The sequence below is a fragment of the Belnapia arida genome, from assembly GCF_016773205.1.
Classification (GTDB): Bacteria; Pseudomonadota; Alphaproteobacteria; order Acetobacterales; family Acetobacteraceae; genus Belnapia; species Belnapia arida.
On record NZ_JAETWB010000007.1, the window covers coordinates 142300 to 160930 of the forward strand.

At 67.9% G+C, this 18631-nt stretch carries 18 protein-coding genes; 15 read left to right on the plus strand and 3 right to left on the minus strand.

Annotated features, from left to right (window positions below; translation table 11 throughout):
- Positions 1 to 6: 6 nt before the first annotated feature.
- Positions 7 to 942, plus strand: coding sequence for a Bug family tripartite tricarboxylate transporter substrate binding protein (locus tag JMJ56_RS16445; protein ID WP_202832851.1), 936 nt, complete (start codon positions 7 to 9; stop codon positions 940 to 942).
- Positions 943 to 1113: 171 nt separating this feature from the next.
- Here JMJ56_RS16445 and JMJ56_RS16450 read toward each other — a convergent pair whose 3' ends face one another.
- The 3 genes from JMJ56_RS16450 to JMJ56_RS16460 all read right to left on the minus strand — a co-directional run bounded on the left by JMJ56_RS16450 (position 1114) and on the right by JMJ56_RS16460 (position 3580).
- Positions 1114 to 1533 carry a VOC family protein gene (locus JMJ56_RS16450; RefSeq protein WP_202832852.1) on the minus strand — a complete coding sequence of 140 codons (420 nt, stop codon included), beginning with the start codon at positions 1531 to 1533 and terminating at the stop codon, positions 1114 to 1116.
- Between the two features lie 251 nt (positions 1534 to 1784).
- On the minus strand, positions 1785 to 2390 hold the full coding sequence (locus tag JMJ56_RS35285) for an ANTAR domain-containing response regulator (RefSeq protein ID WP_202832853.1): 606 nt from the start codon (positions 2388 to 2390) through the stop codon (positions 1785 to 1787).
- Positions 2387 to 3580, minus strand: a complete 1194-nt coding sequence (locus tag JMJ56_RS16460) for a transporter substrate-binding domain-containing protein (protein WP_202832854.1) — start codon at positions 3578 to 3580, stop codon at positions 2387 to 2389. Before JMJ56_RS16460 ends, JMJ56_RS35285 begins: the two co-directional genes overlap by 4 nt.
- A 298-nt stretch (positions 3581 to 3878) precedes the next feature.
- Here JMJ56_RS16460 and JMJ56_RS16465 point away from each other — a divergent pair, with 298 nt between their 5' ends.
- The 14 genes from JMJ56_RS16465 to JMJ56_RS16530 are packed head-to-tail and all read left to right on the plus strand — an operon-like array spanning position 3879 to position 18563.
- Positions 3879 to 5396: an amidase gene (locus tag JMJ56_RS16465; protein WP_202832855.1), complete on the plus strand. Its 1518-nt coding sequence runs from the start codon at positions 3879 to 3881 to the stop codon at positions 5394 to 5396.
- Positions 5397 to 5407: 11 nt separating this feature from the next.
- Positions 5408 to 6811, plus strand: coding sequence for an amidase (locus tag JMJ56_RS16470; RefSeq protein ID WP_202832856.1), 1404 nt, complete (start codon positions 5408 to 5410; stop codon positions 6809 to 6811).
- A 34-nt stretch (positions 6812 to 6845) separates the two neighbouring features.
- The gene (locus JMJ56_RS16475; RefSeq protein WP_202832857.1) at positions 6846 to 8078 is read left to right on the plus strand and encodes an urea ABC transporter substrate-binding protein; all 1233 of its coding nucleotides are present in this window, start codon (positions 6846 to 6848) and stop codon (positions 8076 to 8078) included.
- A gap of 21 nt (positions 8079 to 8099) precedes the next feature.
- Positions 8100 to 8966, plus strand: coding sequence for an ABC transporter permease subunit (locus JMJ56_RS16480; RefSeq protein ID WP_043360052.1), 867 nt, complete (start codon positions 8100 to 8102; stop codon positions 8964 to 8966).
- A 12-nt stretch (positions 8967 to 8978) separates the two neighbouring features.
- Positions 8979 to 10043 (plus strand): ABC transporter permease subunit, encoded by a 1065-nt coding sequence (locus JMJ56_RS16485; RefSeq protein ID WP_202832858.1) that lies wholly within the window; start codon positions 8979 to 8981, stop codon positions 10041 to 10043.
- Between the two features lies 1 nt (position 10044).
- The gene (locus tag JMJ56_RS16490; protein WP_202832923.1) at positions 10045 to 10767 is read left to right on the plus strand and encodes an ABC transporter ATP-binding protein; all 723 of its coding nucleotides are present in this window, start codon (positions 10045 to 10047) and stop codon (positions 10765 to 10767) included.
- Positions 10757 to 11467: an ABC transporter ATP-binding protein gene (locus JMJ56_RS16495; protein ID WP_236037824.1), complete on the plus strand. Its 711-nt coding sequence runs from the start codon at positions 10757 to 10759 to the stop codon at positions 11465 to 11467. Before JMJ56_RS16490 ends, JMJ56_RS16495 begins: the two co-directional genes overlap by 11 nt.
- A 28-nt stretch (positions 11468 to 11495) precedes the next feature.
- Complete coding sequence (locus JMJ56_RS16500) at positions 11496 to 12434, plus strand: acetamidase/formamidase family protein (protein ID WP_202832859.1); 939 nt, start codon at positions 11496 to 11498, stop codon at positions 12432 to 12434.
- 23 nt (positions 12435 to 12457) lie between these two features.
- The gene (locus JMJ56_RS16505; RefSeq protein ID WP_202832860.1) at positions 12458 to 13990 is read left to right on the plus strand and encodes an amidase; all 1533 of its coding nucleotides are present in this window, start codon (positions 12458 to 12460) and stop codon (positions 13988 to 13990) included.
- Positions 13990 to 14847: a branched-chain amino acid ABC transporter permease gene (locus tag JMJ56_RS16510; RefSeq protein ID WP_202832861.1), complete on the plus strand. Its 858-nt coding sequence runs from the start codon at positions 13990 to 13992 to the stop codon at positions 14845 to 14847. Before JMJ56_RS16505 ends, JMJ56_RS16510 begins: the two co-directional genes overlap by 1 nt.
- Positions 14848 to 14866: 19 nt before the next feature.
- Positions 14867 to 16087: a substrate-binding protein gene (locus tag JMJ56_RS16515; RefSeq protein ID WP_202832862.1), complete on the plus strand. Its 1221-nt coding sequence runs from the start codon at positions 14867 to 14869 to the stop codon at positions 16085 to 16087.
- A 4-nt stretch (positions 16088 to 16091) separates the two neighbouring features.
- Entirely contained in the window at positions 16092 to 17126 is a 1035-nt protein-coding gene (locus tag JMJ56_RS16520) for a branched-chain amino acid ABC transporter permease (protein WP_202832863.1), read from the plus strand.
- Complete coding sequence (locus JMJ56_RS16525) at positions 17126 to 17860, plus strand: ABC transporter ATP-binding protein (protein WP_202832864.1); 735 nt, start codon at positions 17126 to 17128, stop codon at positions 17858 to 17860. Before JMJ56_RS16520 ends, JMJ56_RS16525 begins: the two co-directional genes overlap by 1 nt.
- Positions 17853 to 18563: an ABC transporter ATP-binding protein gene (locus JMJ56_RS16530; protein WP_202832865.1), complete on the plus strand. Its 711-nt coding sequence runs from the start codon at positions 17853 to 17855 to the stop codon at positions 18561 to 18563. Before JMJ56_RS16525 ends, JMJ56_RS16530 begins: the two co-directional genes overlap by 8 nt.
- Positions 18564 to 18631 lie beyond the last annotated feature (68 nt).

Here is an 18631-nt window from a genome sequence, read left to right on the forward strand (position 1 = left end):
AACGCCATGCTCCGACTTCTATACGCAATGGGCCTGCTGTACGCGGCCCTGTCGATTTCATCTGCTCGTGCGCAGAATGCGGTCACCATGATCGTAGGCTACCCGCCAGGTGGTGCCACGGACCTCATGGCCCGCATCATGCAGCCGGAGCTGGCAATCGCGCTCAACAGCCAGGTTGTGGTCAAGAATACCGCTGGGGCCAACGGCACGGTTGGGGCACTCGAGCTCGCACGCTCCCGGCCTGACGGGACGACCATCTTGCTTGCGCCAGGCGGCTCACTCGTGCTGACGCCTCATACGAGAGGAGCCCCATTTCAGCAGGCCGATTTTCTGCCAGTCTGTCAGGTCACGGCTGCTCTTGTCGTCATGATGACCCCACAGGACTCAGGCTTCCGCACCTTGCAGGACGTCATCGCACGTGCCCGCGAAACGCGGGGCACCCTGCCCTACGCGAGCACCGGTCCGGGCGGAACGCCACATATCAGCATGATCGCGTTGGAACGCCTTACCGGAATCGAGATGAACCATATCCCCTTTCGAGGCTCGGGCGAGGTGATGCAAGCCATGGCGTCGAAGCAGGTCCCGCTTTTTACCGATCAAGGAAACCTCGTCCGGCAATACAACCTCCATCCCATTGCAGTCTTCAGCGATGTACGGGCTCCGGAATTCCCGGATACGCCCACGATGCGCGAACTGGGCCATGATCTCGTTTTCACCATTTGGTCTGGCCTTTACGCTCCGGCCGGCACACCCACCGTGGTCCTTGATCGAATCGAGGCAGCTTGCCGACGTATGATGTCCGCACCCGCCGTCGTGGAAGGGTTGCGCCGGATGGACATGCCGATCCAGTACCGCTCCAGGACCGATTTCGCCGCCTACCACGCTGCGGAATACGCCCGCTTCGGCAAACTGGTGCAGGATTTCAATCTTCGGGTTAACTAAGCTGGAAGAGCGACAGCGCAGACCTTCGGCTACACCGGCGCTGTCGCTCCACTGAAAGATGGTGGCGAGCCTCTCCGGCCTGCCTGTCCAGCACGCAGCATCATGCTGACCCAAGCGAGGTCAGAAGCAGGCTTTGATGGACCGCACCTGCCGTAGTCGAGACCGGACAATTCAAACAGCCTTCGACGTGCGATCCTGATGCACTTCAACGACATTGCCGTCGGGGTCGTGGAAGAAGATCTGCTCCCAGCCGTTCATCGCCCACGCGCCATAGTCTGAGAAGGGTATGCCCTTCTCCGTCAGACGCCGCTTGAATGCCTCGAGATCGTCCGTCCGAAATGCGATATGGCCGCGCTCAAGAGGATTGATCGCATTACTGGTACGGAAGCCAACCCCAAGGTCCCGCTCCGCCAAATGCAGCTGGGTTGCCCCATCGGTTACGAAGGCCACCTTCCCGGCATAGCCGCCAGCTGTCACGCGGGCCGCCGGCAGCGAAGGCTCTGGCTCCAGATCGAGCACGGTGCAGTAGAACTCGTTCATTGCCGAAACATCGGTTGAACAGAAATTCACATGGTGCAGCTTGATTTTCATAACGTTGTCACTCCCACCCGGCACTTATCGCTGTGAGCTTAGCCACCGGCTATTGGCGGCGACCACACCTATCGAACGGCCTGCCGGTCGCGTCCGGATCACGTAGCGGGGCGGAACTGCATCCGGTCGCGCGGGCTTCGATGGCAACCGATTTCCGGTCGGGATCGTCGGGCCATGCGGTCTGGCTGCACTTCCGCCTCCCGCTCATTGAGGGAAAACGGTCCCCTAGGGCAACGCCCACGGTATCGTCCTCAGCCCTCCCTTCGTAGCAGATCCTGTTGGGGCGCAGGCAAGTCGTCGGCCAGGATCGACTTGCTGAGGGTGATCAGGCTCGACCTCGTGTCCATTGCAACCTTCCGCAACGAACTGAAGGCTTCCTGCTCCGAACAGTTGTTCTGATGCATGATCTGCACGATGGCTGCCTCGACCGGATCGCGGTGACGGGCACGAAGGCGCAGCCGCTCCACGTATCGCTCGGTGTCGTGCTGCTGCTCAAGGCGGTGGAATGCCATGGCGAGGGCCGTGTAGACGCCGCTCGACCGGATGGGCTTCATTAGCCAAGCTCCGGGCTTCTGTGACAGCATCCATTCCAGCCTGCCTGGCGTTTCCGCTCCGACGAGGGCGATCAGCCTGACGCTTGGCGCCAGCCCCTCGAACGGGCTATCGATGCCCGTATCGACATCGAAAAAGACGACGTCGGCATGTGAGGCAACCAACACCGGCGGCGTGTTCTCGTGGCAGTGGACAACCAGGCCGAGGCGCCGCAATCGGCTGTCGAGCAGCCGGCGGTCATTGTCGTCGGGATGTACGACGAGGGCATGCCGGTTCCGGAAAGACGGGATGCGGGGTCCTGTCACGACACGATCCTCAGATGCCGTCGTGGTGGGGTCGATGCCTCGGACTGCTCCGGAAGCGCCTGGTCCAACCATACGAGATAGGGGTCCGGCCGGACCAGCGTTGGCGATTCCCATAGCAGATCGAACTGCCCGACAAGATTGGAGCGCGCTATGCGCGGGATGGCATAGGTATGGTTGTTGTCCGGGTCGACACATATCGGCCCCTGCGGCGCACGGAAGCTGTCGCGGTACAGCGCCCGCCGTACCGCTGCCACATCAGCGCTGCCGGCAGCCTTGATGGCGCGACCCAGTAACAGCATACAGGTATAGCTCGCTTGCGCATCCACTGAGGGCGAACTGCCGGGACCGAAGCGCTCGCGGTAGCGGTTTAGAAAGCCCCGGTTCTCCGGCGTGTCGAGACTCTGGAACCAGGGTGAGCAGGCGATATGCCCGGCGCCCGCCTCGGCGCCGATGATCTGCAATTCGGGCTCGCACAAGCTGCAGCTGAGAATCGGGGGTAGCGAAGCATGCGGATCGCGCAACCGGGCCGCATGGTAAGCGCGGAAGAAAGCATAGCTTGACTGGCCGACGAGCGTGTTAAAGACCGCGCCCGGCTGGAGCCGCACGATTTCCTCCACAACATGCTCCACGCTGGTCTCTCCGAGCGGCAACGTGCGCTCCGCCGCCATGTGCCCTCCGGTCGCGCCCAGCATCTCGCGCAGGACGCGGGCTGTCTCCCAGGTCCAGATGTAGTGCGAGCCGATGCAGTACACGCTGCTGGCGATGTGCTCCAACATGTAGCAAACTAGCGGCACCACATGCTGGTTGGGAGCGGCGCCGACATAGATGACGCTCTCGCTGCTCTCGAAGCCTTCGTAACGCGCCGGGTGCCACAGGAGCGCGTCCGCAGCTTCCACCAGGGGCAGCACCTGGCGGCGGGCGGCCGAGGTGTAGCAACCAACGAGATGGATCACACGATGCTGGCGCAGCATCACCTCGCAGGCTTCGTAATAGCCGCGCAACCTACCGCCCGGGTCCGCAATGACCGGGTCCAGAACGAAGTCCGTATTCGCCCATGCATTGACCTCCTCCAGGCCGAGCATGGCCCCGCGCAGCATCTCCTGCCCCACCGCGCCGTATAACCCGGTGCCGGAATAGAGCAGGCCAACCGGGATTCGTTCACGCGACGCAGGCACGTTGCTGGTCTCCATGGGACACGACGGCTGCCCATCAGGCGGGCAACTGCTTCACGCTCTTATGCATAATCCCATCGCGGCGTTCCGGAAGCTGAAAAGCTGGGCACGGCACGCCTGCAACCATGTTGACAGGACCGAAGGGACTGCTCGAAGATCGCGGACGAGCGCTTCGCTCGAGCCCGCGAGACAAGGCTGTCTCACATGCGCGGCCCGGCACCTTGAGCGCTCATTATGCATGACTTTCGGTATCTAGCCTCCCGTCTCCGCGCTCGCTCGCGGATGGGAGCAGGACGACGCACGTATTGGAGGCGCCATGCCTGTCAGGACGCCCAGTCTCGAGCAGATCTTGCAGATGGCCGGTCGGCAGGGGCTGCATCTGTCCGCCGAGGATGCTGCCGAGTTCCGGGGCATCATGGCCGGCACGCTGGATGCCTACCGGCTCCTCGACGAGTTGCCCGAGCCCAAGCTGCCGGTGGTCGCGCCTCGCACGCCCGGCTGGCGCCCTTCCCCGGCTGAAAACCCGCATAACGGTTGGTACTGGCGTACGGAGATCGCCACTGGTGGTCCCGGCCCGTTGCACGGCAAGCGGGTCGCGGTGAAGGACAACATCTGTGTTGCCGGCGTACCGATGATGAACGGCTCGGCGCTGCTGGAGGGGTACGTGCCGGATGTCGACGCCACCGTCGTCACCCGCATCCTGCAAGCCGGCGGCACGATCGCAGGCAAGGCGGCCTGCGAGGATCTCTGCTTCTCCGGCGCCAGCCATACTTGCGTCACCGGCCCCATCCGCAACCCGCACAAGCCCACGCACAGCGCCGGCGGCTCCTCCGGCGGCAGCGCGGCGCTGGTCGCCGAGGGCGCAGTCGAGATGGCGCTCGGAGGCGACCAAGGCGGCTCCATTCGCACGCCGTCGAGCTGGTGCGGCGTCTATGGGCTGAAGCCGAGCTGGGGGCTGGTGCCGGTCACCGGCTCCATGCCGATCAGCTACTCCGTCGATCATTGCGGACCGATCTGCGCCAGCGTCGAGGATGTGGCGCTGCTGCTGTCGGTCATCGCCGGGCATGACGGCTGGGATCATCGGACCATTCCGGCCCAGGTCGGTGACTATATGGGCGCGCTGGGCGCCGGCGCTGCGGGGCTGCGCGTCGGCGTGCTGCAGGAGGGCTTCGGCCATCCGGAGAGCGACCCGCGGGTGGATGCCAGCGTGCGCGACGCGATCGGCGCGCTGGAAAGGCTCGGCGCGCAGGTCGAGGGCGTGTCCGTGCCCATGCACCGCGTGGCGCCGGCGATCTGGAGCGGCATCATCCTCGAAGGTGCCGCCGAGATGATGCTGAAGGGGCATGGCGTCGGCCACAACGTGCCGGGCTACTACCCCGTCGGCATGCAGGAGGCCTTCGCACGCGGCTTCGACACCCGGATCGACGACGTGTCGGACACGGTGAAGCTGGTACTGCTGCTCGGCGAGTACCTGAACACGCACTACCACAACCGCTACCATTCGAAGGCGCAGAACCTGCGCGTGCCGCTGACCCAGGCTTATGACGCGGCGCTGCAAGGGGTGGATGTGCTGGTCATGCCGACCAATCCTTTCACCGCGACCGAGATCCCGCCGCGCGACGCGCCGCGGGCGCTGGCGGTGGACCGCGCGCTGAACATGCAGGCCAATACCTGCCCCTTCGACGTCTCGGGCCACCCGGCCTTCACCATCCCCTGCGGCACCGTGGACGGGCTGCCGGTCGGGCTGATGCTGGTTGGGCGGCGCTACGAGGAGGCCACGCTGATCCGCCTGGCATCGGCCTTCACCACCAGCCGCGACTGGCGCAACAGTTGAGAGGAACCGCCATGACGCAGATCGAGCTTCCCTATCTAGAGCTGACCGAGCTGACGCGGCGCATCCAGGCGAAGCAGATCTCGCCGGTGGAGGCGACCGAGGCGATGCTGTCGCGCATCGCGGCCCTCGATGGCCAGCTGAAGAGCTATGCGCTGGTGATGGCCGAGGAGGCGCGCGCTGCGGCGCGGCAGGCCGAGGCCGAGATCGCGCGCGACGAGATCAAAGGGCCGCTGCACGGCGCGCCGATCGCGGTGAAGGACCTGTGCTGGATGACCGGCGTCCCGACCGCCGCCGGCATGACCATCCACCGCGACTTCCGCCCGCAGGATACGGCAACCGTGGTGAAGCGGCTGCAGGCGGCTGGCGCCATCATCCTCGGCAAGCTCCAGCTCACCGAGGGCGCCTATGTCGACCATCATCCGCAGATCCCGCCGCCGGTGAACCCGTGGAGCGCCGACCATTGGTCCGGCGCCTCCTCCTCAGGCTCCGGCGTCGCCACGGCGGCCGGTCTCTGCTATGGCTCGCTCGGCTCCGATACCGGTGGCTCGATCCGCTTTCCCTGCGCGGCGCAGGGGCTTACCGGGGTGAAGCCGACCTGGGGGCGCGTCAGCCGCTACGGCGTCTTCGAACTGGCGGCGACGCTCGACCATATCGGCCCGATGACCCGCAGCGCGGCCGATGCTGCGGCGATGCTGGCTGCCATCGCGGGCGCCGACCCGGACGATCCGACGGCGTTGCAGGCGCCGGTGCCGGACTACATGGCGGAGCTGGAAGGCGGCATCGCCGGGCTGCGCCTCGGCCTCGACGAGGCCTGGATGGGCGCGGCGACCGATGCCGCGACGCAGGGCGTGCTGCAGGCGGCGCTCGCCGCGCTGAAAAAGCTCGGCGTCGAGGTGGTGCCGGTACGCTTCCCCGACACCGCGGCGGTGATCGAGGACTGGTTCCCGCTTTGCGGCGCCGAAGTGGCGGTGGCGCATAAGGCGACCTATCCCGCCCGCAAGGGAGAGTATGGCCCCTCGCTTTCAGCGCTGATCGAGCTCGGGCACGGGCTCACGGGCATGGGTTACCAGGAGATCGTGCTACGCCGCATCGACTTCCGCGGTCGCGTCGCCGCGATGTTCGAGGGGATCGACCTGCTGCTGGCGCCCGCGCAGGGCTTCGCTTCGCCCACGCTGGCGAAGATGGCGACGGCCGGCGAGGACGCGGCGCTGATGCAGGCGCTGCTCAGCTACACCTGCCCCTTCGACATGACCGGCAGCCCGACCATCACCCTGCCGGGCGGCTTCACCGATGCGGGGACGCCGATCGCCTTCCAGCTCGTTGGCCCGCATCTGTCCGAGGCGCTGCTTTGTCGGGCGGGCCACGCCTTCCAGGGCGCGACGGAATCTCACCGCCAGCATCCCGCGCTCGGCTGAGCGCGGCCCACACAGCATTGCAAGGAGGGACAGCATGAACCGCAGGGATCTGCTTTTGGGCACGGCCGGGGCGTCGCTGGCGGCCGCGCTGCCCCGGACGGGCCAGGCGGCTGACCCGCCGATCAAGATCGGCCTGCTCGAGGATATCTCGGGCGACCTGGCATCGATCGGCCTGCCCAAGCTGCACGGCACGCAGATGGCCGTGGACGAGGTGAACGCCACGGGCGGCATCCTCGGCCGTAAGCTGGAGCTTATCCATCTCGACCCGCAGGGCGACAACGCGCGGTACCAGGAATTCACCCGCCGGCTGCTGCAGCGGGACAAGGTGGACGTGCTGATCGGCGGCATTACCTCAGCCTCGCGCGAGGCGGTGCGGCCCATAGTAGGCCGGCAGAACGCTTTCTACATCTACACCAACCAGTACGAGGGCGGCGTCTGCGACGCCAACATGCTGAGCGTCGGCGCCGTGCCGGAGCAGCAGCTCTCCACCCTGCTGCCTTGGATGGTCGAGCGCTTCGGCAAGCGCGTCTACACCGTCGCGGCGGACTACAATTTCGGGCACCTGTCCTCCGCCTGGGGCAAGTCGATCATGAAGCCACTGGGGGTGGAGTTCGTCGGCGAGGAGTTCATTCCGCTCGGCGTCTCGCAATTCGCCCAGACCATCCAGAACATCCAGCGCGCCAAGCCGGACTGGCTGTACATGCTGGATGTCGGCGCAGCCCAATCCTCATTCTACGAGCAGAAGAACGCCGCCGGCGTGCGCCTGCCCATGGCGAGCCCAGTGAAGATCATGCTCGGCTTCGAGCATAAGCGCTTTCCGGCCGGCGTGATGAAGGACATGTACGCCGCCGCCAACTGGTTCGAGGAGCTCGACACGCCGGAGGCGAAGGCCTTCGTCGCCCGCTGGCGGGCCAAGTACCCGGACGAGGTCTACATCAACGACATGGGCTACAACGCCTGGGTCGCCATCATGCTTTACAAGCAGCTGGCGGAGAAGGCGAAGTCCACCAAGCTCGCCGACCTACGCGGCGCCATGGCGGACGGCACCCTCGGCGTCGACGCGCCCGAGGGCCGCATCGTCATCGACCCGAAGAGCCAGCATTGCTCGCACCGCATGCGGCTGATCTCGGTGGATGGCGAGAACAAGATCAAGATCGAGAAGGACTTCGGCGACATCCAGCCTTTCTGGCTCAGCCAGGTCGGCTGCAACCTGCTGCAGTCCAACCCGCGCGAGCAGTACACGCCGGACAACCTGCCGCGCCGCTGATCTGGCGAGGGGAGTGCGACCATGCTGGGCAACCTCTTCGCGGGCTTCTACCAGTTCGCCGATGTCTTCGCGTTCCTGGTGCTGTCCGCGGCGGGCCTCGCCATCATCTTCGGCATGATGGGCGTCATCAACATGGCGCATGGCGAGTTCGTGATGTGCGGCGTCTACGTCACGGCGGCCAGCTATCATGCCGGCCTGCCGCTGCCGCTGGCCCAGGCCTGCGGCACGGCGGTGGCCTTCCTGATCGGCATGGTGCTCGAGGCGGTGGTGATCCGCCCCCTCTATACCCGACCGCTCGACTCGCTGCTGGTGACCTGGGGGCTCAGCCTCGTGGTCACTCAGGGCACGCTGGTGCTGGTGGGCTCGACCTTCCCCGGCATCGGCACGCCGCTGGGTGGCTTCCGCGTGGGCGACTACACCTTCTCCGCATATCGGATGGTGCTGTTCGCCGCCGCCATCGGCGTGCTCGGCTTCGTCTGGTTCCTGTTCCTCCGCACGCGCTTCGGCATCCAGGCACGCGCGGTGATGCAGAACCCGGGCATGGCGCAGGCGCTCGGCGTGCGGCGGAACCGCGTCTATGCCCTCAGCTTCGGCGTCGGCGCGGGGCTTGCGGGCTTCTGCGGCGCGCTCTACGCGCCGACCATGTCACTCATTCCCACCATGGGGTCGAGCTTTATCGTCGAGTCCTTCGTCACGGTGGTGGTCGGCGGCTCCAGCGTGCTGCTGGGCACGGCGCCGGCGGCGGTCGCGCTCGCGGTTATCCGCACCGGGCTGAACGCCTGGTACGGCCAGATCATCGGCCAGATCGGCCTGCTGGTGGCCGTGATCCTCATCATCCGCGTGCTGCCGGACGGGTTCACCGGCTGGCTGACGCGGCGCACGGCCTGACGGGGGACCCGCATGCTCAAGCTTCTCGAAGGGCCGCAGACCATGGGCCGGGGCCCCGCCTTCTGGGGTGCGGCGGGTGTCGTCCTGCTCGCGGCGCTGGCCTATCCGATGTTCGCCGACCCCTACGATGTCGGCAATTTCGGCTACTTCTTCGTCTGGATCTTCATGGCGCTCGGCCTCTGCATGATGTGGGGCCTCTGCGGGATGCTGTCCTTCGGCCAGACCTTCTTCTTCGGCCTCGCCGGCTATGGCTACGGCGTCATCGCCATCGACCTCGGCAACGGGCCGCTCGGCACCATGGCGGGGCTGGTGGGGGGGCTGGTGCTCGCCGCAGTCGCCGCGGCGGTGCTCGGCTACTTCATGATCTACGGCCGCATCAACGGCGTCTTCTTCGGCATCGTCACGCTCTCGGTCACGCTCGCGCTGGCCTATTTCCTCGGCCAGACCGCGGGGCCCGAATGGGCGATCGGCAAGGCGCGGCTGAACGGCTTCAACGGCATGCAGGGCATGGATCCGCTGACCTTCCCCGGGCCCGATGGCGGCATCGTGCTGGAGGAGACGCTGTTCTACTACGTCCTCATCCTCGGCCTCGCCGTGGCCTACCTGCTGCTGCGGATGCTGGCCAACTCGCGCTTCGGCAACGTGCTGGTGGCGATCCGCGAGGATGCGGAGCGGGCTGAGCTGCTGGGCTATGACGTGCGGCGCTACCAGCTCGCCGTCTTCGTGCTGGGCAGCACGCTCGCCGGGCTGAGTGGCGTGCTCTACACCTCCTGGGGGCAGTTCATCACGCCGTCCAGCATCGGCCTGCCGGCGGCCTCCATGCCGATCATCTGGGTCGCCTTCTCCGGGCGGACGGACCTGACTGCAACCTTGGTCGGCACCTTCCTGCTGCTGCTCGGCTTCCAGAGCCTGACGATCTACAGCCAGGAGACGGCGCTGGTGCTGATGGGCGCGCTGCTGATGGCGACCGTGCTGTTCGTCCCGCGCGGCTTCGTCCTCGGCATCGGCGACCTGCTGGCCCGCCTGGCGATGCGGCGGCGGCGGGAGCCTCGCCCCGCCGCCGCCGCGGAGGTGTAGGATGACGACCCTCCTAGAATTGCAGGGCGTGAGCCGGCGCTTCGGTGGGTTCCTCGCGGTGCGCGAGGTGGACCTCGCCGTCGAGGCCGGGGAGATCCACTGCCTGATCGGTCCGAACGGGGCGGGCAAGAGCACGCTGTTCAAGCTGGTGGTCGGCCGCTACGAGCCGAGCGCGGGCCGCATCCATTTCCGCGGCCATGACGTGACGCGCGACGCGCCGCATTCCCGCGTGCAGCGCGGGATGAGCATCAAGATGCAGGCGCCGAGCGTCTTCCGCGCGCTGCCCGTCCGGCAGAACCTGCACATCGCCATGCAGCACCACGTCCCGCCCGCCGAGCTGGCGCGGGAGGAGGAGCGGCTGCTGGAGCTGCTGGGCCTCGCCTCCGAGGGGGCGCGGCCGGCAGGGGAGCTTTCGCATGGCCAGCAGCAATGGCTGGAGATCGGCATGGCCGTCGCGCTGAAGCCCACCCTGCTGCTACTCGACGAGCCCACCGCGGGCCTCTCGCCGGAGGAGACCTTCCGCACCGGCGAGCTGGTGCAGCGGCTCGCGGCCGGCGGGATGACGGTGCTTGCCGTCGAGCACGACATGAGCTTCGTCAAGCAGATCGCCACGCGCGTCACCGTGCTGCATCTCGGCCAGGTCTTCGCCCGCGGCTCGGTGGAGGAGATCGTCTCCGACCCGCGCGTGGCCGAGATCTACCTGGGCGTTCCCCATGCCGCCTGACCCGATCCTCGAGGTCGCCGGGCTGCGCGCCGGCTACGGTGGCACCCAGGTGCTGCAGGGCGTGGACCTTTCGGTCGGGCGCGGCGAGATCGTGGCGCTGGTCGGCCGCAACGGCGTCGGCAAGACCACGACGATGCGCTGCCTGATCGGGCTGGTGCGCGCGACCGCCGGCAGCATCCGCTTCGCCGGCGAGGAGATGAGCCGGACGGCCGCCGATGCGCGGGCGCGGCGGGGCATCGGCTACATCCCGCAGGGCCGCGACGTCTTCCCGCGCATGACGGTGCAGGAGAACCTCGCGGTCGGCGAGCTGATCGGCGCCTCGCGCCGCCAGCGCCGTGCCGACCTCGTCTACCAGTACTTTCCGATTCTGGCGGAGCGGCGGCGGCAGATGGCCGGCACGCTGTCCGGCGGCCAGCAGCAGCAGCTCGCCATCGGCCGGGCACTTATCGGCGGGCCGGAGCTGATCCTGCTCGACGAGCCGTCGGAGGGCGTGCAGCCGAATGTGGTGCAGGCCATCGTGCGAGTGCTCAGGAGCATCCGCGACGATCTCGGCACCACCATCGTCTTCGTGGAGCAGAACCTGGAGACGATCCTGACGCTCGCCGACCGCTGCTGCGTCATGGAGAAGGGCAAGGTGGTCGATGCCATCCCGCCCGGCGCCGTGACCTCGGAGAATGTCCGCCGCCATCTGCTGCTGTAACGCCGTCCCAGCCACCGAGGAGCGATCCATGCCATCCGAGCACGCAATCCCCGCGACCCCCGACATGCTGGTCTGGGGCACGCTCGCCGCGGCGACGCCGCCGGCGCTGACGGTGGAGTCGGGCGATGTCGTCAGCATCGTCGCCATGCCGGCCGGCAGCGCGGCCTCCTTCCCGCCCGATGCGGCGCTGGTGCCGGCCGAGTACCGCGCCGCCGTCGAGGGCGTGCCGCAGGGGCCGGGGGCGCATTTCGTCAACCGCCCCGTCTTCGTGCGCGGCGCCGAGCGCGGCGACGTGCTGCAGGTCGACATCCTCTCGGCCGAGCCGTGGATGGATTGGGGCTTCGTCTCCGTCATGCCGTTGCTCGGCACGCTGCCGGACGAGTTCACCGAATACGAGACCATCCACCCGCGCATCGACCGCGAGCGCGGCACCTGCCGCCTGCCCTGGGGGATGGAGCTGCCGCTCGACCCCTTCTTCGGCGTCATCGGCGTGGCGCCGCCGCCGGAATGGGGCGCCTGCACCACCAATGTCCCGCGCGCCTTCGGCGGCAACATGGACAACAAGGAGCTGAAGCCGGGGACGACGCTGTACCTCCCCGTCTTCAACGAGGGCGCGTTGTTCTACGCCGGCGACGGGCATGGCGTGCAGGGCGACGGCGAGGTCTGCATCACCGCGCTGGAGACGGGGCTGAAGGGCAGCTTCCGGCTGACGGTGCGGAAGGACCTCAGCCTGAAGATGCCCTTCGCCGAGACGGCGACGCATCTGATGTCGATCGGGCTCGACGAGGACCTCGACGATGCGGCGAAGCAGGCGGTGCGCGAGATGGTGCGGGAGATCTGTGCCCGGACCAATCTCAGCCGCAACCAGGCTTACATGCTGTGCTCGCTGATCGGCGACCTGCGCATCACGCAGACGGTCGACGGCAACAAGGGCGTGCACATGATGCTCGCCAAGCAATACCTCTGACCACGGCAGGCGAGGCAGGGACGATGACCCAGGATATCGACGTCACCGAGCTGACCATCGCAGAGGTGCAGGACGGGTTCACGCGCGGCGCCTTCACGGCCGAGGCGCTGACATCGGCCTTCCTCGCCCGCATCGCGCGGGACAATTCGCGGCTGAATGCCATCGTCTTCCTCAACGAGAAGGCGCTCGATGAGGCGCGGACGATGGATGCGCGGCGCGCCGCCGGCGAGGCGCTGGGGCCGCTGGCCGGCATCCCCGTGGTGGTGAAGGACACCATGGACATGGTGGGCTTCCCGAGCACGGGGGGGTGGTCGCTGCTCCATTCCGGGCATGGTGGCACCGACCTGATGCCAGGTACCGACTCGCCCGTCGTCGCGCGGATGCGGGCGGCGGGGGCCATCATCCTCGGCAAGACCAACGTGCCCATCCTCAGCGCCAGCGGCACGCATGCGAACAACAGCTGGGCCGGGCCGACGCTGAACGCGGCGGCGCCCGACCTCGTGCCCGGCGGCAGCTCCGCCGGGACTGCCACCGCCGTCGCCGCTTCCATGGCCGTGCTTGGCCTGGCGGAGGAGACCGGCGGCTCCATCCAGAACCCGGCTGCGGCGCAGGGGCTGGTCGGCATCAAGCCGAGCTTCGGCCTGGTGCCGAATGCCGGCGTCATGCCGCTGGCCAGCCAGCGCGACGTGGTGGGGCCGATCGCGCGCTGCGTGCGCGATGCCGCGCTCACGCTCGACGTGCTGGCGGGTTTCACCATGGAGGACCCGAAGACGGTGGCCGGCGTCGGCAACATCCCCGAAGGGGGCTATGCCTCGCTGCTGTCGGAGACGGCGCTTGCCGGCCGGCGCATCGGACTTTACGGACCGGGCTGGCGGAACCAGCCGCTCTCGGCCGAGACCGAGGCGCTCTATGCCCGCGCGCAGGACGAGCTCCGCGCGCGGGGCGCGACGCTGGTCGCCGATCCCTTCGTGGGCAGCGGCTTCGCCGAGCTGCGCCGGCCGGTGTCGGAGGAGTATCCCTTCGACGCGCGCGGCCTGGAATCGGCGCCCTACGACATGCACCGCTATCTCGAGCGCATGGGACCCGCGGCCGCGATCCGCGGCTTCGCCGACTTCGCCCGGGCGACCGCGGCGGGGGATGCCTTCGCGGTGGGTGGCATGCTGCACTACCTGCACCGCCTCCCTGGCTTCGACGCGGCCCTGGCCGATCCACTCGTCCCGCCGCCCATGCCGGAATTCATCGCCGTGCGTGCCGCCTATCGCCGCATCTTCGACGGGGTGATGAAGCGGGAGGGGTTGGATGCGTTGATCTTCCCGCAGATGCGCGAGCCGCCGCCGCTGCTGCACAGCGATGAGTTGATCCAGGAGACAACGGTCAGCGAGATCAACATCGCCGGGCTGCCGGGCGTCACGGTACCGGCGGGCTTCCATGCCTCGGGCGCGCCCTTCTGCCTCATCTTCGTCGGCCGGATGTGGAGCGAGGCGCTGCTGCTGGCGCTGGCCCATGACTACGAGGCGGCGACGCGACACCGGCGCGCGCCCGGGCTGGCGGCGTGATGGAGTTCGCCGTCAAATTCGGCTTCGACATGCTCGCCTTCATCTCGGTGATGGTGCTGATCGTGCTCGGCCTCGGCGTCATCGCCAGCATGATGGGCATCTTCAACTTCGCCCATGGGGAGCTCGTGCTGCTCGGCGCCTACACGGTCTATCTCAGCGACAAGGCCGGGCTCGGCACCTGGCCCGGGCTGATCGCTGCCCCGGTGGTGGTGGGGCTGGTGGGCTTCGGGCTGGAACGCACCATCATCCGGCGCTTCTACCGGACGCCCATCATCGCCATGCTCGGCACCTATGCGATCGGCCTCATCATCCGCGAGATCGTGCGCGGCCTGCTGGGCGGCCACTACAAGTCGATCCCGGAGCCGGTTGGCGGCGCCTTCAGCCTCGGCGGTGTCGAGTTCTCGGTCTGGCGCAGCATCATCATCGCCACGACCCTCGTCGTCATCGGCGGCACCTACCTGCTGCTGGCCCGCAGCTCGATTGGCCTCAGGGTTCGCGGCGCGCTGGAGAACCCGATGCTGGCGCGGGCCTGCGGCATCTCCACCAGCCGCCTCTATGCGCTGACCTTCACCTTCGGCGCAGCGCTGGCGGGGCTGGCGGGCGCGCTCATCGTGCCGCTCTACCAGCTCTCGGCCGATATCGGCATCCGCTTCCTCGTGCAGGCCTTCCTCTCGGTGATGCTCGGGGGCGTGGGCAGCTTCGAGGGGCCGGTGCTGGGGGCGGCGGCCGTCGGCGGGCTCGCGGCCTGGCTGCCCTGGGTGGTGACGCCGGTGCTCGCGGACCCGCTCGTCTTCCTCATCGCGCTTGCCATCGTCCGGGTGCGGCCGCAGGGCTTCATCGCGGTCGGGCGCTTGTGAACCCAAAGGAGAAACGGCCATGACCATGACCAGGCGTCGCGTCCTCGGCGGGGCCAGCGCCCTCACCGCGGCCGGATGGCTCGGCTCGCTCACGGGCGGCTTCGTGCTGCGCCCGGGCTGGGCGCATGCGGCGGGCCCGATCAAGATGGGCATCGCCACCGACATCACCGGCCCCATCGCGCCCTCCGGCAACGCCAATTGGCAGGTGGCGCAGTTCGTCGTCGAGGAGATCAACAAGGCGGGCGGTATCCAGGGCCAGCCGATCGAGCTCCATCTGGAGGACACCGCCTCCGACCCAAAGATCGCAGTGGGCAACGTCCGCAAGCTGATCCAGGAGCGGCGGGTGAACGTCGTGCTCGGCGGCATCACCAGCGCCATGCGGCAGGCGATCAAGGACCCCATCGTGAACCGCGGGCGGACGCTCTACATCTACCCGCAGCTCTACGAGGGACAGGAATGCACGCGCTTCCTGTTCAACACCGGACCGACACCGGCGCAGCAATGCGACCGGCTGATCCCCTACCTGATCAAGACCATGGGCAAGAGGCGCTTCGCCATGCCCTCGGCCAACTATGTCTGGCCGCAGCTCCTCAACAAGTACGCCCGCAAGGTCATCGAGGCCAATGGCGGCGAGGTGGTCTTCGAGGAGTACTACCCGCTCGACCAGGCGGAGTACTCGGCGACCATCAGCAAGATCCGCGACGGGCGGGTGGACTGTGTTTTCAGCACCATCATCGCCCCGGGCCTGCAGCCCTTCATGAAGCAGCTCTACGAGAGCGGCTTCCAGAAGGGCGGCGGTGTGGTCAGCTGCGTCTACTACGACGAGAACCTGCTGAACTACCATCCGGCGCAGGAGATGGAGGGGTTGGTCTCCTGCCTCGACTACTTCCAGGCGGTGGAGGACCCGTTCAGCAAGTCGCTGCAGGAGGCCTATGCCAAGCGCTTCACGGGCACGAAATACCTGTTCACCGCCGGCTCGGCCTCCACGGGGATGTACCGCGGCATCAAGCTCTACGAGGCGGCGGTGAAGGCGACCGGCGGCAAGCTGGGGCGCGAGGAGGTCGCGGCGGCGATGGACAACGCGGTGCTGACGGAAGGGCCGGGCGGTGGCGCGCAAATGGTCCCGGGCAAGATGCATGCGCGGATGAACATGTACATCGCCATCTGCCGCAACGACGCCGGCCGGACGCGCTACGAGGTGGTCGACAAGGCCGACATGGTCGATCCCCGGGAGTGCTGAGGCGATGACCGCGACCACCGGGGCCGCCCCTCCCGTCGCCGCGCGGCGCGGTGCCTTCCGCATTCTGCCGGCGATCGAGCTGGCGGTTCTCGCCCTGCTGCTCGTGGTGCCCTTCCTCCTGGCCGACAGACCGGAGCTGATCACGCTGCTCACCAACGTGGTCATCCTGTCGCTGCTGGCCCTCAGCTTCGACCTCTGCTGGGGCTTCTCCGGCATCATGTCCTTTGGCCAGGCGCTGTTCTTCGGCGTCGCCGGCTACGGGGTGGCGCTGGTCGGGCGGGATCTGGAGTTCAGCCAGCTCTGGGCGACGCTGCCGCTGGCGATGCTGGCCGGCGGCGCCCTCGCGGCCCTCCTGGCGGCCTTCCTGCTGCTCGGCCGCAAGGCACCGACCTCCATCTTCGTCGCCTTCGGCACCCTCACCGGCGCCTATGCGGCGGAGCGGCTGGTGGCGGGTTGGCAGTATGTCGGCGCCGGCAACGGCCTGTCGGCCATCAAGCTGATGGCCTTCGGCGAGTACGAGTTCGTCGAGGGCCTCGACTTCTACGCGGTCGCCTTGACGGCGCTGGTGCTGGTCTACGCCGCCAGCCGCACCCTGGTGCGCTCACAGCTCGGCCTAGTGCTGGCCGGGATCCGGCAGAACGAGGAGCGGCTGGCCTTCTTCGGCTACCGCGTGCAGGTGTTCAAAGCGGTGGTCTTCAGCCTCGCCGGCATGGTGGCGGGGCTGTCCGGCGCCCTCTACGGCTATCACCAGGGCTTCACCGGGCCGAGCAACCTGGGGCCCGGCCTGTCCACCACCGCCGTGATCTACTGCCTCTTCGGCGGTAGCGGCACGCTCATCGGCCCGGTGCTCGGCACCGTGGCGATCGAGGTGCTGAGCTATGTGCTGGCCGACATCGACGCGATCCGCCAGTTCTGGCCGGTGCTGCTCGGCGTGGTGCTGCTGGTGGTGGTGACTTTCCAGCCGACCGGGCTGCTCGGCCTCGCCGTCTCGGCGCGGGAGCGCATCGGCACCTACGGCGCGCGGAAAGCGGCGCGCTGATGGCTCTGCTGCAGGTGTCGGGCGTCACCAAGACCTATGGTCCGCTGAAGGCGCTGGACGGCGTCGACCTGGAGGTCGAGGCCGGCAGCTTCCACGGCCTCATCGGCCCGAACGGGTCGGGCAAGAGCACCCTGCTGAAGGCGATCGCCGGCGCCCATTTCCCGACCACGGGACGCATCCTGTTCGACGGCGGCGATATTACCACCATGCCGCCCTATCAACGCGCGCGCCGCGGGCTCAGCCTGAAATTCCAGATCACCTCGGTGCTGACCGAGCTGTCGGTCTACGACAACGTCCTGCTCGCGCTGCAGGCGACGGAGGGCTACGGCGCGCTGTTCCGCAGCCGCTCGCGCGCCCGGCTGGACGGCGAAGTGATGGCGGCGCTGGAGCGGTTCCGCCTCGCCGGCCGCGCCGACGACCTCGCCGGTGAGCTGAGCCATGGCGAGCAGCAATGGCTCGAGATCGCCATGGCGCTCGCCCCTCGCCCGAAGCTGCTGCTGTTGGACGAGCCGACCGGCGGCATGAGCCCGGAGGAGCGCCGCGTCACCGGCGAGCTGCTGGCGCCGATCCGGCGCCATTGCGCGCTGGTGATCGTCGAGCACGACCTCGACTTCATCAAGAACATCTGCGACCGCCTCACCATGCTCGACCAGGGCCGCGTCCTCGGGACCGGCAGCGTGGCCGAGATCGAGGGGGATGCACGCGTGCAGGAGATCTATACCCGCCGTGTCTGACCCCATGACCTCGCCGCTGCTGGAGGTAGCGGACCTCGAGGCCGGCTATGGCCGAAGCCAGGTGCTGTTCGGCCTGTCCCTCCGCGTGCCGCCGACCGGCGCGGTGGCCATCCTCGGCCGCAACGGCGCGGGCAAGACCACGCTGCTGAAGACCCTGGCGGGGGAGATCCGGCCCAGCTCTGGGACCCTACGCCTTGCCGGCGAGGACGTGACGGCGGCACCGGCGGAGCGGCGCGCACGCCTCGGCATCGGCCATGTGCCGCAGGAGCATGCGATCTTCGCCCGGATGTCGGTGCGGGAGAACCTGATGCTCGGCGCCGGGCCGCGCGCCGACCGGCAGGCGATCGAGGAGGTTCTGGAGTTCTTCCCCAAGCTCGGCGCCCGCCTCGGTCAGACTGCCGCGACCCTGTCGGGCGGCGAGCGCAAGATGCTGGCAATCGGCCGCGCCCTGCTCGGCAAGCCGCGCGTGCTGATGCTGGACGAGCCGACCGAAGGCGTCTGGATTGGGGTCATCGACGAGATCGCCGAGCGCCTTGTCGATCTGTCACGGCGCATGAGCGTGATCCTGGTCGAGCAGCATGTCGAGCTCGCTCTGACGGTTGCGCAGGCCGCCTATGTCATCGACCGTGGCACGGTGGCGCTCAGCGGCCCGGCCGATCGTGTGAGGAACGACCCCGCCTTGCTGCGGCTTCTGGCACCGTAACAGTGCAAGAGCAAGTGCCGTTCCTGTAGCCTGTCGTCTCGAGGGCGGGCGCGAAGGCGCCAAGGTCT

What these genes read in the sequence shown, in the direction of transcription:
- JMJ56_RS16475 (WP_202832857.1), top strand. Translation starts at nt 6,846, where the DNA reads ATGAACCGCAGGGATCTGCTTTTGGGCACGGCCGGGGCGTCGCTGGCG.
- JMJ56_RS16505 (WP_202832860.1), top strand. Translation starts at nt 12,458, where the DNA reads ATGACCCAGGATATCGACGTCACCGAGCTGACCATCGCAGAGGTGCAG.
- JMJ56_RS16525 (WP_202832864.1), top strand. Translation starts at nt 17,126, where the DNA reads ATGGCTCTGCTGCAGGTGTCGGGCGTCACCAAGACCTATGGTCCGCTG.
- JMJ56_RS16470 (WP_202832856.1), top strand. Translation starts at nt 5,408, where the DNA reads ATGACGCAGATCGAGCTTCCCTATCTAGAGCTGACCGAGCTGACGCGG.
- JMJ56_RS16450 (WP_202832852.1), bottom strand. Translation starts at nt 1,533, where the DNA reads ATGAAAATCAAGCTGCACCATGTGAATTTCTGTTCAACCGATGTTTCG.
- JMJ56_RS16510 (WP_202832861.1), top strand. Translation starts at nt 13,990, where the DNA reads ATGGAGTTCGCCGTCAAATTCGGCTTCGACATGCTCGCCTTCATCTCG.
- JMJ56_RS16520 (WP_202832863.1), top strand. Translation starts at nt 16,092, where the DNA reads ATGACCGCGACCACCGGGGCCGCCCCTCCCGTCGCCGCGCGGCGCGGT.
- JMJ56_RS16515 (WP_202832862.1), top strand. Translation starts at nt 14,867, where the DNA reads ATGACCATGACCAGGCGTCGCGTCCTCGGCGGGGCCAGCGCCCTCACC.
- JMJ56_RS16490 (WP_202832923.1), top strand. Translation starts at nt 10,045, where the DNA reads ATGACGACCCTCCTAGAATTGCAGGGCGTGAGCCGGCGCTTCGGTGGG.
- JMJ56_RS16500 (WP_202832859.1), top strand. Translation starts at nt 11,496, where the DNA reads ATGCCATCCGAGCACGCAATCCCCGCGACCCCCGACATGCTGGTCTGG.
- JMJ56_RS16485 (WP_202832858.1), top strand. Translation starts at nt 8,979, where the DNA reads ATGCTCAAGCTTCTCGAAGGGCCGCAGACCATGGGCCGGGGCCCCGCC.
- JMJ56_RS16445 (WP_202832851.1), top strand. Translation starts at nt 7, where the DNA reads ATGCTCCGACTTCTATACGCAATGGGCCTGCTGTACGCGGCCCTGTCG.
- JMJ56_RS16465 (WP_202832855.1), top strand. Translation starts at nt 3,879, where the DNA reads ATGCCTGTCAGGACGCCCAGTCTCGAGCAGATCTTGCAGATGGCCGGT.
- JMJ56_RS16495 (WP_236037824.1), top strand. Translation starts at nt 10,757, where the DNA reads ATGCCGCCTGACCCGATCCTCGAGGTCGCCGGGCTGCGCGCCGGCTAC.
- JMJ56_RS16460 (WP_202832854.1), bottom strand. Translation starts at nt 3,580, where the DNA reads ATGGAGACCAGCAACGTGCCTGCGTCGCGTGAACGAATCCCGGTTGGC.
- JMJ56_RS16480 (WP_043360052.1), top strand. Translation starts at nt 8,100, where the DNA reads ATGCTGGGCAACCTCTTCGCGGGCTTCTACCAGTTCGCCGATGTCTTC.